Origin of the sequence: Niveispirillum sp. SYP-B3756, assembly GCF_009495745.1 — a bacterium.
Classification (GTDB): Bacteria; Pseudomonadota; Alphaproteobacteria; order Azospirillales; family Azospirillaceae; genus Niveispirillum.
Map to the genome: position 1 here is coordinate 382,779 of NZ_WIDQ01000004.1, position 13,806 is coordinate 396,584.

Sequence of the window (13,806 nt, forward strand, 5' to 3'; positions counted from 1 at the left end):
CTCCCCTCTGGTTAAAGGCCGCGAACATTTGTTCAGCGGATTTTTTCATGTTCCGATCCGCAAAAGAGTACGGCGGTCATTGGGATGACCGCCGCTTTGTCATGGGCATAGGGGTGCTTCACGCGGCCCTTATCTTGGCCAGGAAGCTGTCCACCGCGCGGCCCAGCCGGTCTGTCTGGGTGCTGATGCTTTCAGAGGTGGTGAGAACCTGCATGGCCGTCTGCTTCGATTCCGAGGCGGCCTGACTGACATCCTGGATGGTGCTGCTGACCTCCTGCGTGCCATTGGCGGCCTGCTGGACATTGCGGGCAATTTCCCCGGTGGCGGCGTTCTGTTCCTCCACCGCAGAGGCGATGCCGGTGGTGATGCCGCGCATTTCATTGATCACCTGGCCGACGCCCCGGATGCTGTCCGCCGATTCACGGGCGATGCGCTGGACATTGCTGATCTGGCTGGCAATTTCCTCTGTCGCCTTAGCCGTCTGGGCGGCCAGATGCTTGACCTCGCCCGCCACCACGGCGAAGCCCTTGCCGGCTTCGCCGGCACGCGCCGCCTCGATGGTGGCGTTCAGGGCCAGCATGTTGGTTTGCCCGGCGATGGAGGAAATCAGTTCCACCACATTGCCGATCCGGTCAGCCGCCGCCGTCAGCCCCAGAATCTGCTGGTTGGCTTCCTCTGCCGTGCGCACCGCACTGCTGGCAATGTTGGTTGAGGTGCTGGCCTGCCCGGCGATTTCCCGGATGGAGGCTGATAGTTCCTCCGTTGCCACGGCGACGGTCTGCACATTGGCGCTGGCTTGTTCCGATCCGGCGGCCACCGTAACGGCGCGGGTGCTGGTGCGATCGGCGGTGGCCGTCATGCTGTTGGCGGCTTGATTCATCTGGCCGGCGGCGTCGGCCAGGCTTTGCAGCACATCGCGTACATTTTCTTCCAGTTCTCGCGCGATGGCGGCCAGGGTCTCCTTGCGCTCCAGGGCTGCCTTTGCTTCCAGGGCCAGCCGGTCCTGTTCGGCCTGTTTCAGATTTCCGGCCATGGTGTTGAGCGCACGGGCCAGGGTGCCCGTTTCATCCAGCTGTGCCACGTCCAGGCTGTTATCCAGATGGCCGGCGGCCACCTCTTCGGCAAAGCGGGCGCTGTTGCGGATGGGGCGGGCGATGCCGCGCGCCACCAGCCACATGCCGCCGATGCTGGCCAGGGCGATCAGGACGGCAACGGCGCCCTGCAACAGGGTGTCCAGACTGTTGCGATCCTCCAACGCTGCCGTCAGGGCAGTGGCTTCGGCCATCGCAACGGCGCGTGGCACCTCGATCAGCACGGCCCAGGGGGTCTTGGTGCGACCCAACTGGATGGGGGCGAAGGCCTTGATCGTGTCGTTGCTGCGGTCTTCGCTGACCTGGTGGGTGCCAGCCTGGATCGTCGCCAGATCCTGCGCCCAGTTATTGTCGAAGCGCTGATAGGTACTGCCGATGGCGTCGGGATGTTCGCTGGAGGCCACGATCAGCCCCTTGTGGCTGATGATGGTGACGGCAGCCTTACCGTTGAAGACAGAACTCTTCACCCGTTCGGCCAGTTTCTGCACGAAAGACAGGTCGAAATCGGCACCGGCCACGCCCTGGAACTTGTCGCCGATCATGATCGGCACTGACATGGTGGCCAGATAAACGTTCCTGCCCTGCACGATATAGGGCAGGGGATCGAGAATGCTCTCGCCGCCGCCATTCTGCGGGCCGATATACCAGCCGCCCTTCATCACCCCGTTGGGATGCAGGGCGCTGCTGTTATATTCCACCAGTGGCTGGATGGCGATGTGGCCCCCGGCATTACGTGTCCAATAGGGCAGGAAGCGCCCCGTGGCATCGGAGCCGACATCTTTGCGGTCACGATGGGCATTGTCCTGTCCGTCCAGGGCATCCGGCTCCCAGGCGGAATAGGTGCCGTTGAACTGCGGATTATCCTTCAGCATGTTCAACAAGATGGCGTTGAACTGCGCCCGCCGCTGGGCCAGGGGCACGCCGCCCTTGTCGGGGCTGGCGGCCAGCACCTCGAAGCTGCGGGCCGTGTTGCGGGCGGCGTCAAAGGCCATATCCAGGGTGGACCGGATGGCCCCGGCCTGGGTGCTTGCCAGGGTTTCAAGGCTTTCCTTGGTCTTGCGATCCGACAGGGTACCTGCCTGCTCTGCCACGAAGCTGTTGGTGCTGGCGGACGCGATGATGTCGTAACCGACCAGCACCCCGGTGGCCCCCAAAACACAGGCGGCTGAAAGTAAAGCGATTTTAGATTGTATGGATCGAAACTGCATGACGGCCCCCCCCCCTCTAAAGGTAGCTGGTTGACTTCTGTTGCGCCAATCCAGGCAATCATAGAAGAAGAGTGGTTTCATTATTTGATCTATGTCAATTTTGGTGAGTAGGCATTTTGTTCTTTCGTATATAATTGGGTTTATTGTGATCTTTCGTATAGGTTTTTCCAATTTGATTTTGGTTAATTATAGAAACACATATTCGTATTCATTGTTTTGTTCGTCCTCCTCTCCCTGGCGCGTCATCTCCAGATAATACCCAGTCCCGGTGATCGGAACCGATCACCGGTCTCAAACGCCGGTGCCAAATCCGTTGGCTTGCCGAGCAGGTGGAAGGGGATGTCCAGGAACAAGGCCCGGCATGGGAGAGAGTATTCCCCCCGCATAGGCGCGCTCATAATAAGGATATTGAAGATGCAGCAGAGCCTCGATGCCAACCATCAGGCATCGTCTCGGTTGCTACCCACGCCACCCCAGTAACGACCCTGGGCAGGCGGACAAAGTATTGCCGGGGCCGCAATCATGATGATGCACCATCTGCGACCTGTTGCGGCGGATTTGACGGCGTTTGAAAGGGGGGTAGACTGGCTGGCCTATCGATCCGGATTCAATTCCGGGTAGCGTGCTATCAAAGCGCGGGTAACGCCGTTGGTCCAGCCGAAGCCATCCTGAAGTGGATACTCCCCACCACCGCCGGGCAGGCGCTCCTCGACATTATATTTTTCCAGCAGCTTGCCGGTGGCGCGATAGGTGCGGTCTACCGTACCGATCCAGCGCTGGGCAATGTCCCGTGCCAGCGGGCGGTGCCCATAGCGGGCCAACCCCTCCACCGCCACCCATTGCAGCGGCGGCCAGCCATTGGGGGCATCCCATTGCTGGCCGTTGCGGATTTGTGTGGTGCGCAGCCCGCCAGGTGCCAGCAATTCCCGCTCGGTCAGGGCTGCCACCGCCTCGGCCTGCGATGGGGTGGCCAACCCGGCGAACAGGGGGAACAGAGTCGCAGCCGACAGAACAGGCGCCGGGCGGGCGTTGCGGAAATCATAATCGGCAAAGCGTCCCTCGTCTGGCTGCCAGAGATGGCGGATGATCGCCCCCTGGCGGGCGGCGGCCTGCCGTTCGAACAGATCGGCGCAGGCGCGATCCTCCAACAGGGCGCAACGCAGGGCAATGGAACGCTCCAACTGCCAGAGCAGGCTGTTGAGATCGACCGGGATGATGTCGGTGGTGCGGATACTGGACAGTTTCGCCGGGTCATCCAGCCAGCGCGAACTGAAATCCCAGCCGCTTTCGGCGGCGGCCCGCAGATGGCGGTAAACCTCCGCGGCCGGTCGGTCCGGCGCCTGACGGGCGGTTTCCACGTCCTCGGCATAGGATTCGTCGCGCGGGCTGTCACGATCATCCCAGTAGCGGTTCAGCAGGCTGCCATCGGCCAGCCGCACCACCCGCCGGCAGGCGTCTGGCTGATGGGCCTGTTCTGCAAGGCAATCGCTGCCGCTCATCCAAAAATCATGTTCGCGTTTCAAGGCGGCCAGATGGTGCCGCTGCGTTGCCTCATTCCCCTTCGGCAACAGATTAACCATCAGGGAGAAGAAGGGCGGCTGTGAACGGCTGAGATAATAGCTGCGGGTGCCATTGGGGATGCGGCCATAGGTTTCCAGCAGATGCTCGAAATCCGCCACCATGGACTGTACCAGATCCATCCGCCCATCGCGCACCAGCCCCAGCATGGTGAAATAGCTGTCCCAGTAATAAATCTCCCGGAACCGCCCGCCCGGCACCACATAGGGGGCGGGCAGGGCCAGGGCGGAGGAGCCCGGCGGCGGCGTTTCCGATGGCCGTGTCAGATGGGGCCAGAGCGTGGCGATGTGATCCAGCAGCGGGCCCGGTGCAGCCCCGCCTGCCGGGCTGTTGGCCGGCGTGGCGATATCCGTTGGCAGGGTGAAATTATTCAGCACGAAACGGCGCAGCGCTGCCGCGTCGGCGGGCGGATTGGCCCGGTAATCCGCCATGATCGCTTCGGGCGGGCGCTTGGGCACGGCATCCACGAAACTTTTGCCGTCGCCGAACAGCCGTTGGGTCTGCACAGCCTGGAACAGGGGACCATAAAGATCGGCGGGGCTGGGGGATTGGGTAAAGGCACAAAGCCAGAGGGCGGCGATCACGATGAACAGGCGATTCTTCTTCACGGATGGTGCCTCCCCCTATTCTTTCTGCCTTGCCAAAGGCAACAGCGGAAACGCCGCTGCGGTTCCAACCGGTCACCGCGCCAATCCGCGCAGGTGGGGTCCGCGTCGGCCCGCTTCCCAGCGGGCCGGCTTGCCGCTATGGTGCGCCTATCATGAGCGACGCACGCACCGACCACAACACCGCCGGCCCCAGCGCCACCCCGCCCCGCCCGCCTGCCGGGGAGGAGGGGCGTTTCTTCGGCTTCCGGGAGATCGACCCGACCGAAAAGGCACCGCTGGTGCAAGGCGTGTTCGGCAGCGTGGCCAGTCGCTATGACCTGATGAACGACCTGATGTCGATGGGCATCCACCGGCTGTGGAAGGATGCCTTCGTTGACATGGTCCGCCCGCGTGCGGGTGAGGCACTGCTGGATGTGGCCGGCGGCACGGGCGATATCGCCTTCCGCCTGAAGAAGAAGGCGTCTGACGCCGCCGTCACCGTCTGTGATCTGACGGAGGCGATGGTGCGCGTGGGGCGGGACCGGGGTATCGACCAGGGTTCCGTCGGCGGCATCGACTGGACGGTCGGCAATGCCGAAGACCTGCCCTTCGCCAGCCGGTCGATGGATGCCTATACGATCGCCTTTGGGCTGCGCAATGTCACCCATATCGACAAGGCCCTGCGGGAGGCGCGGCGGGTGCTGAAGCCTGGTGGCCGCTTCTTCTGCCTGGAATTCAGCCATGTGGTGATCCCGGTGCTGCGGGATATCTATGACAGCTATTCCTTCCATCTGCTGCCCCGGCTGGGCCAGATGGTGGCGGGCGACCGCGACAGTTACCAATATCTGGTGGAAAGCATCCGCCGCTTCCCCGAACAACAGGCCCTGTGCCGCCGGATTGAGGCGGCGGGCTTCACCCAGGCACGGGCGCGCAACCTGTCGGGTGGCATTGCCTGTATCCATTCCGGCTGGCGCGTTTAAGGCGCCCGCCCCATGCTGCGCTTGACCCGCAATCTGCTGCGTCTGGTTTCCATCGGTCGCACGCTGGCCCGCCATGGCGCGCTGCAACCCGACCTGTTCGGCGACAGCGCGCCGCTGGTGGCGCTGCTGATGCGCGCCATCAATAACAAGAAGGCACCGGGCCGCCCCGGCCAGCGGCTGGCCGCCGCCTTGCAGGAACTGGGCCCCAGCTTCATCAAGCTGGGACAGGTACTGTCCATCCGCGCCGATCTGGTGGGGGAGGAGGTGGCCGCTGATCTGGCGCAGTTGCGCGACCGGCTGCCGGCCTTCCCGGGGTCGGAGGCCCGCGCGATCATTGAGGCGGAGTTGGTCCGCCCGATGGATGTTCTGTTTGCCCATTTCGACGATCAGGCGGTGGCGGCGGCCAGCATCGCCCAGGTGCATTTCGCCGAAACGCCGGATGGACGGCAGGTGGCGGTGAAGGTGCTGCGCCCCGGCATTGAACAGGCGTTTCAGCGCGACCTGGATCTGATGATGTGGCTGGCCGGGCTGGCCCTGCGCCTGCAACCACGGCTGAAGCGGCTGAAGCCGGTGGCGGTGGTGGAAACCTTCGCCCGCACCGTGGCCCTGGAAATGGATTTGCGGATGGAGGCGGCGGCCGCCTCCGAGTTGGGGGAAAATTTCGCCAGCGATCCGACCTTTGACGTGCCGACCATCGATTGGGATCGCACCGCCAAGCGGGTAATGACCCAGGCCCGCGTCATCGGCTTTTCCATCGACAAGCTGGAAGAGATCAAGGCGGCGGGGCTGGAGCCGGACAAGCTGTTGCAGCAGGCGGCGGACGCCTTTTTCAATCAGGTGTTCCGCGACGGCTTCTTCCATGCCGACATGCATCCCGGCAACATGTTCGTTACGGCGCAGGGCAAGCTGGTGGCGGTGGATTTCGGCATCATGGGCCGCATCGACCGCCAGACCAGGCTTTATCTGGCCGATATGCTGATCGGTTTCCTGAACCGGGATTATGATCTGGTGGCGCGGGTGCATTTCGATGCCGGCTTCGTGCCCCCCGATCAGGATCGGGAACTGTTCAAGCAGGCCTGCCGCTCCATCGGGGAGCCGCTGCATGGCCGCCCGCTGTCGGATATCTCCATCGGCCGGCTGCTGGCGCAGCTCTTCGCCATCACAGAAAAATTCCAGATGGAGACGCAGCCGCAGTTGCTGCTGCTGCAGAAAAGCATGTTGACGGCGGAGGGGATGGGCCGGGTGCTGAACCCGCATGTGAATATGTGGGAACTGGCGCGGCCGCTGATCGAACGCTGGATGGTGGAAAATCGCGGGCCGGAGGCACGGGTGGCCGATGCGGCCGGTGCTGTGGCCAGCATTATTGGCCGGCTGCCAACCCTGGTGCGCGATCTGGAACGCGCGGCCTTCCAGTTGGCCGAAGGCGGGGGGATGCGGTTGCATCCCGACAGTCTGGCCTTGCTGGCCCAGGCCCAGGCGGCGGAAAATAAGCGCCAGCGCCGCCCGCTCTGGCTGGCCTTGGCGCTGGCGGCCGGCGCCCTGTTGGTGCTGACATTGCGATAATCCCGGCCGGTGCAGGTCGGGGAAGGGGGGAATATGGGGGCAGATCAATCGCTTCCCGCCAATCTTTTCGGCCTGTCAGGGTGGAGCGGCAGCGGCAAGACCACACTGATGGCGCGGCTGATCCCCGCCGTGGCGCAGCGCGGTTTCACGGTTTCCACCCTGAAACATGCCCATCACGCCTTTGATATCGACCAGCCGGGCAAGGATTCCTATGTCCACCGCATGGCCGGCGCGTCGGAGGTGCTGGTGGCATCCGGCCAGCGCTGGGCCCTGATGCATGAGAATCGCGGGTCACCGGAGCTGAGCCTGGCCGAACTGGTGGCCAAACTGTCGCCGGTCGACCTGATTCTGGTGGAGGGCTTCAAGCGCGATCGCCATCCCAAGCTGGAGGTGCATCGCCCGGCCAATGGCAAGAAACTGCTCTACCCCGACGATCCCAACATCATCGCCGTGGCCAGTGATGGGATACTGCCGGGCTGCCCGCTGCCGGTGCTGAACCTGGATGATGTGGAGGCCATCGCCGACCTGATCCTGGACCGTTGCGGGTTGGGGAGGCGGCGATGAGCGAGGCCCGTGGAAGTTGTTTCGAAGCCGGTTCGAATCTGCTGCGGCTGGAAAAGGTTCTGGCCCTGGTCAATGATCGTTTCGATGCCGTAACAGGTGAAGAACGCGTGCCGCTGGCTGTGTCTCTGGGGCGGGTGCTGGCGGCTGATCTGCGGGCGGTCGCCGATTTACCCGGATTCGATAACAGCGCCATGGATGGCTATGCCCTGCGCCATGCCGATCTGCCGGGGCCCTTGCCACTGGCGGGGCAGGTGGCGGCGGGCCATCGGCCGCCGCTGGTGCCGCCCGGTCACGCCGTGCGGATCCTGACCGGCGCCATGCTTCCCGCCGGTCTGGACAGCGTGGCGATCCAGGAAGAGGTGCATCTGCTGCCCGACGGGCGGGTGGACCTGCCGCCCGACCTGCCGCTGGGGGCCAATTGCCGGCGGGCGGGCCAGGATGTCGCTTTGGGCGCGCTGCTGCTTCCGGCGGGCCGCACCCTGCGCCCTGCCGATATCGCCCTGGCGGCGGCCCAAGGGTGGGACAGCCTGCCGGTGCGCCGCCCGCTGCGGGTGGCCCTGTTCTCCACCGGGGATGAGTTGCGGGAGCCGGGAGAGCCGGCAGCACCGCCCGCCATCCATGACAGCAACCGCTATCTGCTGCGCGCCCTGCTTGCGCGGCAGGGCTGCGCCGTCACCGATCTGGGCATTCTGGCCGATGATGCGACACTGATTCGCCGGGTGCTGGCGCAGGCGGCAGAGAATCATGATCTGGTGCTGACCTCGGGCGGCATGTCGGTGGGCGATGCCGATCATGTGCGTCCGGCGGTGGAGGCGCTGGGCGCACTGTCTTTCTGGAAGCTGGCGATCAAGCCCGGCAAGCCGCTGGCGCTGGGCCGTATCGGCGGGGCGGTATTCTGCGGCTTGCCGGGCAACCCGTCCGCCGTGCTGGTCACCTTCCTGCTGGTGGCCCGTCCCCTGATTCAGCGCCTGTCCGGTGCGCGGGTGGAAAATCCGCCGCGCTTTGCCGTCCGCGTCGGATTCGCCCATGTGAAAAAGGCTGGCCGGCGCGAATTTCTGCCGGTGCGCTTGGGGCAGGGGGCGGATGGCTCCAGCATCGCCCAGCCGCTGACCGGCATGTTTACCGGCATGGTGCAGGCCGACGGGCTGCTGGAACTGGCCGAGGAACGGGAACATCTGGCAGCGGGGGATCTGGCCCCGCTGCTGCCCTTAACCTGATTCTGCCCCCGAATCAGCCTTCGCCCAGCAAGGCCCGGCGGGCGGCAGGGGTGGGAATCAGTACCGGGGCCAGATCCTCGTCATGGATATTTTCCAGCAGCAGCCCCTTTTCGCTGAGGCTGGCCGCATAGAGATTGCCGATGCGCCGCGCCGGTGCCGGTCCGTCACCGGCCAATGCCGCTGCGAAGGCCGCCCGCGCCGCCGCGTCAGCCGCCATGTCGCTGGCCAGCCAATCGGCTAGCCAGTCAGCCTGCTCTGCCGTCAAATCCGTCCCGCTCATTGGCAGCTTTCCCCGATCAGCGGGAAGGCGGTGTTGATATCGCCCTCCTTGTTCAGGCCAAAGCGAATCACAAAGCGCTGCCCCTTCGGCCCCGTGCATTGTTCCGCTGTCGGAACGGCAGGGGCGGAGCAGCCCAGGAAGCCCCACGGCTTGGCCGGGCCGCTCTGATTGGCAAAGGCATGACGGATGGAGGCGGTGATCTGCGCCGGGGTGCAATTGTCCGGATAGAACGTTGAAAACTTGGACGTTCCGTTATCGAAACGAATCGTCGCGCCATAAAGCCCATCCGGCTGGGTCGGCTGGGCATCGATACCGGCGATGATTTTGGAGGTGGAGACCAGCGCTTTGGAATGGAGCCCCACCGGATCGCCGTTCTTCTTGATCTCCCCGCACAAGATATGGCGCAAGTTGATGCGGGGCTTGCCGTCAGACCATTGAAAAGCCTCATCCGCACAGCTCATCGCTGCTTGCGCCTGGGCCAGGCTGCCCGTCAGGCACAGGCCCAGTGCCATCATAATCCCGCCGATGCGGCCCCTTGCCATGATCGCTTCCTTCCCCGGCTGCGCGGTTCCATATAGGGCCATCAATGTGGCGGTGATGCACCGCCCACCGCAAGGGACATGATGATGAAACCTGCCCGCCGCCCCCTCCGTCTGGTTCCGCTGGCACTGGCCGGTCTGGCTCTGCTGGGGCTGCTGGTCTGGCTCACCATCCGCCATGACAGCCAGATGGCGGCGGCGGGTGCGGCGGGCATGGGCAATCAAACCGCGGCGGTCGGTGGTCCCTTTACCTTGACCGACCACCAGGGTCGTGTGGTGACGGAGAAGGACTATGCCGGGCGGATGTTATTGATCTTCTTCGGCTATACCTATTGCCCCGATATCTGTCCCACCGAGGTGCAGACCATGGCTGAGGTGATGGACGCCCTGTCGCCGGAAGAGCAGACCAAGCTCCAGCCCCTGTTCATCACCATCGATCCCGCACGTGACAATCCGCAGGTCGTGGCCGATTACGTTGCCCTGTTCCACCCGGGGATTGTCGGCCTGACCGGTACCCCGGCCCAGGTGGCGGCTGTCGCCAAGGCCTACCGCGTCTATTATGCCAAATCCGGCGGGGAGCCGGATGGCATGGGATATATGATGGACCACTCCGCCTATCTTTATCTGATGGGGGCAGATGGGGCATTGGCTGCCCTTTATCCACGCGGTACGGCAGCAGCACAGATCGTTACGGACATCCGCCAACGGCTGCCAAATGGTAACGCTGGCAGCCCCACTACCGGCAATTCGGGCGAAAAAACGGCAAAATGAGCGCAAAAGACGCGATGCAGCGCAGCATCGGACCTATGCATATTATCTAAACTATTGATATATATGAATTTCCACTAAGGGCGTCCTCCCTTGACAGGGTTGGGGGCTGCCCGTATGGTGCCGCCGCTTTCGCACGGTATTCAAGCCAACCCCGGCGAAGGGAGATGCTTCGTGTCACATGATAGCCCTCCCCCCTCGCTGGAGGAACTGGACGCCCGTTTGCGTGAGGCCCGGCAGAAAGCCGGCCTGGATAAGCCTGAGCCCCAACCGGGGATGTCGGCGGGTTCAGGCGGGGATATGGCGCTGGGTATCCGCATCGGGGTGGAACTGGTGGCGGGCGTGTTGCTGGGGCTCGCCCTCGGCTACGGGCTTGATCTTTGGTTGGATACCAAACCCATTGGCATGATCGTTATGATCTTCGTGGGTGCGATTGCGGGTTTCATGAATGTGTATCGTGTGGTTAATGGCCACGGGTACGCGGCAGGGTTCGGCAAGTCCCGGGAAGAACGGGACGGTGGGGAGTAGGCATCGTGGCTGGTCCGTTGGAGCAATTCGAGGTCAAGCGCTTGGTCAGCCTCCCGGTTGGCAATCTGGACCTTTCCTTCACCAATTCGGCGCTGTTCATGGTGTTGGCCGTTCTGGTCAGCACAGCGCTGGTGGTGTTTGGTATGCGTGGCCGTGCGATGGTGCCGGGCCGCCTGCAATCCATGGCGGAAGTGCTGTATGAATTTGTCTCGGAGATGGTGCGGGATAATGCCGGGCCGCAGGCTCGCAAATATTTCCCGCTGATCTTCTCCCTGTTCATGTTCGTGCTGTTCGGCAATGTGCTGGGCCTGATCCCCTATTCCTTCACCTTCACCAGCCACATCATCGTGACCTTCACGATGGCGCTGTTCGTCTTCTTGATTGTGACGGTGATCGGCTTTGCCCGGCATGGTCTGCATTTCCTGCACCTGTTCCTGCCGCATGGCACGCCCTTGTGGTTGGCGCCGATGATCATCATCATCGAAGTGATCTCCTACTTCGTGCGGCCCATCAGCCTTTCCGTGCGACTGTTCGCCAACATGCTGGCCGGTCACACGATGATGAAGGTTTTTGCCGGTTTCACCGTGACCCTGTTGGCCACCGGCGGTGCGGGTGCTGCCATCGGTATCCTGCCTGTGCTGATGAATGTCGCCCTGTTCGGCCTGGAGTTTCTGGTCGCCGGCATTCAGGCCTACGTCTTCGCGCTGCTGAGCTGCGTGTATCTGCGTGACTCGCTGGAACTGCACTAAGCAATCCGGCTGTCCAACTCGTCTTCATCCCAAAAAGACACTATCAACATAGAGGATCTTCAAAATGGAAGCTGAAGCTCTCGCCATCACCCAGGCCGCTAAGTACATCGGTGCTGGTCTGGCCATGTTCGCTCTGCTGGGCGTCGGCATCGGCCTCGGCAACCTGTTCTCTGGCCTGTATCAGGCCGCTGCCCGTAACCCGGCCGCTCTGAACAGCTACAAGACTTTCGTCTTCATCGGTTTCGCCCTGACGGAAGCCGCTGGCCTGTTCGCCCTGGTTATCGCCTTCCTGATCCTGTTCGCCTAATCAGCGACGGTTTCATCCTGCTGTTCCTTCGGGGATGGCATGGCTTCAGCGCCGGGTTTGCCGCCGCTGCCGGGTTGTGAATTCCGGGCAGCGGCGGTCTTCCTATCGGGCCTATGGTTCCGGTTGGCTTGGTGCTGTTGGGTGTGGCGTGATCGTGTGTCACCTGTTGCAAGGTGGCGGCGGTCAGCAGTGAATGGGTGCTTCAATGCCTGTCCAACGCTTTTCGCGCCTGTGCGCCGGTGCCGCGTCGGCCCTGACGATGGCTCTTCTGGTGGCCGGGCCTGTGCTCGCCGCTGAGGGTGAGCATCACTCCAAGGGCCTGCCGCAGCTCAATCCGGCGAGCTACGCGTCGCAGATTTTCTGGCTGATCATCACGTTCGGCCTGCTGCTCTGGCTGATGTCCAAGGTGGCCCTGCCGCGGGTGGCCGAGGTGCTGGAAGCCCGTCAGGAAAAGATTTCCAACGACCTGGAAAAGGCCAGCGCGCTGAGGGCGGAAGCCGAGGCGGTCATGCAGGCCTATGAGAAGGCGTTGACCGAGGCGCGCGGCAACGCGCAGCAGGAAATGGCCAAGGCCGTTGCTGCCTCCGATGCCGAAGCTGCCCGTCGTAATGGCGATCTGGCGGCCGATCTGGCCCAGCGGACCCGCACGGCGGAGGAGCGCATCCAGGCTGCCAAGCAGGTGGCGCTCGGCAATGTGCGCACCATCGCCGGTGAAACGGCCCAGGCGGCCGTCTCGCGTCTGGTTGGTGTCGCCGTCTCTGCGGAGACGACGGAAGCCGCCGTTGAAGCCGTGCTGAAGGAGCGTGCGTGATGCATTTCGACAGCAATTTCTTCTTCGGCGTTGCCTTTGTGATTTTCGTGCTGCTGGTCGCCAAGCTGGCCGGCAAGTCGATCCTGGGTTCGCTGGATGAGCGCGGCAAGCGCATCGCCGGTGAACTGGAAGCGGCGCAGAAGCTGCGGGAGGACGCCCAGGCGGCCCTCGCCCAGTTCCAGCGCAAGCAGCGCGATGCGCTGAAGGAAGCCGAATCCATCCTTGCTTCCGCCCGGGAGGAGGCCCAGCGCATCCGTGCTCATGCTGCCAGCGATCTGGAAGTGGCGCTGAAGCGTCGTGAACAACAGGCAATGGACAAGATCGCCCAGGCCGAAAATCAGGCGATACAGCAGGTCCGCGAACTGGCGGTTGATATCGCCGTGGCCGCCACCGAGAAGCTGTTGATCGAAAATCTGGATGCTGGCCGCGATGGCGCGCTGGTCACCCAGGCAATCGCTGAACTGCCGGCCAAGCTGCACTGAGCAGCCACGGTTTCGTGATGTGAAAAAGGCCGCCGGGGCGATCCGGCGGCCTTTTCTTTGCTGCTTCTCTCTGCTCATCTGGACGCGATCCAACCACTCTTCCTATGATACCGTCGCCCAGACAAACCGCTGAAACCAGGCGGTGTCTTTACAGGGAGACGAGAATTGTTCAGTCATGTCATGCTCGGTGCCAATGATATCCAGGCGTCGAAGAATTTCTATGATGCGACCTTGGCCGCGCTTGGGATTGCCCCTGGTGTGGATGATCCCAAGGGACGCGTCTTCTATCGCGCGCCGACGGGCTTGTTTGGCATCACCAAGCCGATCAATGGCGAGCCGGCCACCTTTGCCAATGGCAGCACGATTGGTTTTGGCGCCACTTCTGTGGAGCAGGTGGATGCCTGGCACGCCGCCGGCGTCGCTGCCGGTGGGACGAGCTGCGAGGATCCGCCGGGCCCCCGCAGCCTGGGTACGATGAGCCTTTATCTGGCCTATCTGCGCGATCCGGCGGGCAACAAGCTGTGTGCCATGTATCGGATGCCGGCCTGATCTGG

The 13,806-nt window shown here is 63.3% G+C and carries 15 protein-coding genes; 11 read left to right on the top strand and 4 right to left on the bottom strand.

Features of this window, described 5'->3' with window-relative positions:
- Positions 1-118: 118 nt before the first annotated feature.
- Positions 119-2,230, bottom strand: coding sequence for a methyl-accepting chemotaxis protein (locus GE253_RS11630; protein WP_348770830.1), 2,112 nt, complete (start codon positions 2,228-2,230; stop codon positions 119-121).
- A gap of 662 nt (positions 2,231-2,892) precedes the next feature.
- The gene (gene treA, locus GE253_RS11635) at positions 2,893-4,485 is read right to left on the bottom strand and encodes an alpha,alpha-trehalase TreA (protein WP_211101426.1); all 1,593 of its coding nucleotides are present in this window, start codon (positions 4,483-4,485) and stop codon (positions 2,893-2,895) included.
- Positions 4,486-4,637: 152 nt separating this feature from the next.
- Between treA and ubiE the strand changes: the two genes are divergently transcribed.
- From ubiE to glp, 4 genes are read left to right on the top strand one after another with little or no spacing between them, the layout of a single operon-like run.
- Entirely contained in the window at positions 4,638-5,444 is an 807-nt protein-coding gene (ubiE, locus tag GE253_RS11640; RefSeq protein ID WP_153204285.1) for a bifunctional demethylmenaquinone methyltransferase/2-methoxy-6-polyprenyl-1,4-benzoquinol methylase UbiE, read from the top strand.
- Positions 5,445-5,456: 12 nt separating this feature from the next.
- Positions 5,457-7,007 (top strand): 2-polyprenylphenol 6-hydroxylase, encoded by a 1,551-nt coding sequence (gene ubiB, locus GE253_RS11645; RefSeq protein ID WP_153204286.1) that lies wholly within the window; start codon positions 5,457-5,459, stop codon positions 7,005-7,007.
- Positions 7,008-7,040: 33 nt separating this feature from the next.
- The gene (mobB, locus tag GE253_RS11650) at positions 7,041-7,571 is read left to right on the top strand and encodes a molybdopterin-guanine dinucleotide biosynthesis protein B (protein ID WP_153204287.1); all 531 of its coding nucleotides are present in this window, start codon (positions 7,041-7,043) and stop codon (positions 7,569-7,571) included.
- Positions 7,568-8,788, top strand: coding sequence for a gephyrin-like molybdotransferase Glp (gene glp / locus GE253_RS11655; RefSeq protein WP_153204288.1), 1,221 nt, complete (start codon positions 7,568-7,570; stop codon positions 8,786-8,788). The genes mobB and glp overlap by 4 nt, the downstream gene beginning before the upstream one ends.
- A gap of 13 nt (positions 8,789-8,801) precedes the next feature.
- Here glp and GE253_RS11660 read toward each other — a convergent pair whose 3' ends face one another.
- Both GE253_RS11660 and GE253_RS11665 read right to left on the bottom strand, forming a co-directional pair.
- Complete coding sequence (locus tag GE253_RS11660) at positions 8,802-9,068, bottom strand: hypothetical protein (protein ID WP_153204289.1); 267 nt, start codon at positions 9,066-9,068, stop codon at positions 8,802-8,804.
- Positions 9,065-9,610: an EndoU domain-containing protein gene (locus tag GE253_RS11665; RefSeq protein ID WP_173012604.1), complete on the bottom strand. Its 546-nt coding sequence runs from the start codon at positions 9,608-9,610 to the stop codon at positions 9,065-9,067. The genes GE253_RS11660 and GE253_RS11665 overlap by 4 nt, the downstream gene beginning before the upstream one ends.
- 78 nt (positions 9,611-9,688) lie before the next feature.
- On the opposite strand from GE253_RS11665, the gene GE253_RS11670 reads away from it, so the two are divergent.
- The 7 genes from GE253_RS11670 to GE253_RS11700 all read left to right on the top strand — a co-directional run bounded on the left by GE253_RS11670 (position 9,689) and on the right by GE253_RS11700 (position 13,801).
- Positions 9,689-10,378, top strand: a complete 690-nt coding sequence (locus tag GE253_RS11670) for an SCO family protein (RefSeq protein ID WP_247878605.1) — start codon at positions 9,689-9,691, stop codon at positions 10,376-10,378.
- A 114-nt stretch (positions 10,379-10,492) separates the two neighbouring features.
- Positions 10,493-10,903, top strand: coding sequence for an AtpZ/AtpI family protein (locus GE253_RS11675; protein ID WP_153204291.1), 411 nt, complete (start codon positions 10,493-10,495; stop codon positions 10,901-10,903).
- Between the two features lie 5 nt (positions 10,904-10,908).
- Positions 10,909-11,652 carry a F0F1 ATP synthase subunit A gene (locus GE253_RS11680; RefSeq protein ID WP_348770831.1) on the top strand — a complete coding sequence of 248 codons (744 nt, stop codon included), beginning with the start codon at positions 10,909-10,911 and terminating at the stop codon, positions 11,650-11,652.
- A 64-nt stretch (positions 11,653-11,716) separates the two neighbouring features.
- Positions 11,717-11,959, top strand: a complete 243-nt coding sequence (locus tag GE253_RS11685) for an ATP synthase subunit C family protein (protein WP_153204292.1) — start codon at positions 11,717-11,719, stop codon at positions 11,957-11,959.
- Between the two features lie 205 nt (positions 11,960-12,164).
- Entirely contained in the window at positions 12,165-12,770 is a 606-nt protein-coding gene (locus GE253_RS11690; RefSeq protein WP_244559453.1) for an ATPase, read from the top strand.
- Complete coding sequence (locus GE253_RS11695; protein WP_153204293.1) at positions 12,770-13,252, top strand: F0F1 ATP synthase subunit B; 483 nt, start codon at positions 12,770-12,772, stop codon at positions 13,250-13,252. Before GE253_RS11690 ends, GE253_RS11695 begins: the two co-directional genes overlap by 1 nt.
- 165 nt (positions 13,253-13,417) lie before the next feature.
- Entirely contained in the window at positions 13,418-13,801 is a 384-nt protein-coding gene (locus GE253_RS11700) for a VOC family protein (RefSeq protein ID WP_153204294.1), read from the top strand.
- The last annotated feature ends 5 nt before the right edge of the window (positions 13,802-13,806 follow it).